At 43.9% G+C, this 2,571-nt stretch carries 2 protein-coding genes and 2 pseudogenes; all 4 read left to right on the forward strand.

From position 1 onward, the window contains the following. Window positions 1-1,085 (forward strand): annotated as a pseudogene (locus tag ACLFWI_RS29215) (hypothetical protein); the annotation flags it as partial. 37 nt (window positions 1,086-1,122) lie between these two features. After that, window positions 1,123-1,470, forward strand: coding sequence for a DUF6883 domain-containing protein (locus tag ACLFWI_RS29220; RefSeq protein WP_006102423.1), 348 nt, complete (start codon window positions 1,123-1,125; stop codon window positions 1,468-1,470). A gap of 1 nt (window position 1,471) precedes the next feature. Continuing rightward, the gene (locus tag ACLFWI_RS29225; protein WP_006102534.1) at window positions 1,472-1,732 is read left to right on the forward strand and encodes a DUF4926 domain-containing protein; all 261 of its coding nucleotides are present in this window, start codon (window positions 1,472-1,474) and stop codon (window positions 1,730-1,732) included. 100 nt (window positions 1,733-1,832) lie between these two features. Then, window positions 1,833-2,096: pseudogene (locus ACLFWI_RS29230) on the forward strand (hypothetical protein); the annotation flags it as partial. Window positions 2,097-2,571 lie beyond the last annotated feature (475 nt).

The following is a 2,571-nucleotide window of genomic DNA, read 5'->3' on the forward strand; positions in this document are numbered from 1 at the left end:
CATCTCCCCCATCTCCCGACTCACCCTTACCACTCGCCTTAACCCAATGGATTCTCCCCCGTGTCAGCCAACACCCCGTTGAATTAATTCGCGCCATTGACGCCCTCGCCACCCATTCTCCTCCCGTACAACAGCAACTGGCACAACTTCTGGACTCCTTACTCCCCACACTTCCCCCCCGTCAAACCAATGGAATTGTTAAAAAATTGAATAGGATTCCCCCATCCCTAGAACCCTATCTCCAGCAAACCATTCAATCAAAAGAATCACGAGTAGCGTTAGTGAAACTCTATCGTTCTCAGATAGAAAAAGGTTCTCACGCCGCCATGACTCCCCTGCTGAATCTCTGTCTGGATAAATCACGAGATGTTGCCCAATCTGCATCCTGGGTTGTTCTGGATTTTGCCTCCCAGATTCAAGCTGCTTCTCAGATAGCACCAATCTGTGTTCAATCTCCAATTACGGGTGTGCGTCAGAATGCATTGAAGGCATTAATTGCGGCGATGAATGGGGGTTTACAGGTGAGTGAAACAGAAATTGAAACCCTTTTTAACGCCTTAGCTGAGGATAAAGCGCCGGAAGTCTTACAGCTTTTATATGAACTGGTCAACTGTTGTCTTTGGCATCATCATTCGATTTCCCAGGAATTAGCCCAAGCCACATTTAAATTAACCCAGAGGTTAGTGGAACAGAATCATAAAGCCACCCTGGATATGACAACGAAAGCGGCATTCATCACCCTAAATCAGATGCTCAATTTAGAGGATTCTCGTCTAGTTCCCCCCATCAGGGATTGTACCAGAGCGCTGTTACGAGCAACGGATATTGGTCAAAAAGTTGACCGATTAATCATTACTGGAATTTTGACCAAGTTAGCCAAGTATAACTCCGAATTGCTGACGCAAATTGTCCGAGAGGATTTGGTAATAAATGGGCGAGTATTACCAGCAGCGAATCTTTATGCTATTGCCATCGCCATTGTACATGACCAGGGTAAAAATGCACCCTTGCTGAATGAAATTTTGCAGGATGAACGGTTAACCAATGACGTGAAGAGTCGGATTCTGCGAGAACGGGGACTCTGATAGGATGTTCAATTGAATAAACTGATACAATAGACAGATGACGAAACTCCCCAATGGCAATCAAGCTGAAATTCCCATGGAGAAGTTGATTGGCTATTGCTTGAATCCTGAACATTCATCCGGCAAGCATAAAGCTAAAGTCTTCAAATCTGCCCTGGGAATAACCGCAAGTAATGCTGAAGTGTTACGAAACTTGATTCAACAATCGGCTGTGGAAGGTGAGGTGGTTCAGGAAGAAAAAACTCCGTTTGGACAAATCTTTAAGGTAGATTGGCTTGTACCAGAATCTGTCAATTCAGGATCTGAGCGAGTAATTCTGCGAACCATTTGGGAAATTACGGCGAAAAACAAACATCCGCGTCTAATATCTGCATTTGTCAAGTGATATGGAAAATCTGAATTTACTGGATACAATTGCGACGTTAAAACCCATTCCATTAAAACGGTTGCACCTGGTTGAACCCGACTATGTAAAAATTGAGGCTTTGCCATCTGGACAGGTGGGTACCGTTGTCAATATTTACGATGAACAAGAAGAACCTCAGTATTTAGTAGAGTTTGCGGATTTACAGGGGCGGGAATATGCAATGGCTACGTTGAAACGAGAGGAAGTTTTGATACTGCACTATGAAATTTCAGTGGCTTAACCCTAAGCGGCGAGTTCGTGCTAAAGTCCGATTGGACAAGTTCCAGCACCTGAGATGCGATCGCGCTATGTTATAAAATAATGAAGGTATCCTTAACCTCGTTGAACTGGGATATGAGTGGGAGCAACAGACAACGATGTTAAACTTAACGGGAAACTTGGCGCAGTATGAGGCTCGTATTGTTATTGTTCAAGCCGCGATCGCACCTTTTGATCCTGTACAGCTTGTGTTTGCCGGGATTCAGGCGTAAATAATACCACTAATTTTAGGATAAGTCAACTTCTTTATGGAGTTTGACGTTTGTTTTTACCGTTCACAGTTACAGCTTGAAGTCAGTCCAAAAGCCGCAACATTCAACGAATAAAAGGAAATCTCTTACCCTCAAGCATCGCCTTATTGTCTTGGTGTGATAACCGAAACCTCAGCCTTTAATATCTGCATTTGTCAAATGATATCATATCCGCCGAAATAACCATAATATCCTTCTTATTTGCAACCTTGCTCCTTCCCTTCTGCCCTCTCTCTGCCTTCTGACTTGTCTCCACCTAAATGTGACTATTCAACCGGACATAATATGATACGGAAAATCTGAATTTACTGGATACAATTGCGACGTTAAAACCGATTCCCTTAAAACGATTGCACTTGGTTGAACCCCAGAAACTGTAGGGGCGCACGCTCCGTGCGCCCTAAAAAATTGCTTCCGTAGGGTAGGCATTGCCTACCTACCCATTTGTTTCCATTAATTCGACTTCCGGAGAAGTCTAAAGTTCATCCAACCGTGTGGACTCAGAATGGCTACGTGTTTCCATTAATTCGACTTCCGGAGAAGTCTAAAG

Origin of the sequence: Coleofasciculus sp. (assembly GCF_046539235.1) — a bacterium.
Taxonomy (GTDB): domain Bacteria; phylum Cyanobacteriota; class Cyanobacteriia; order Cyanobacteriales; family Coleofasciculaceae; genus Coleofasciculus.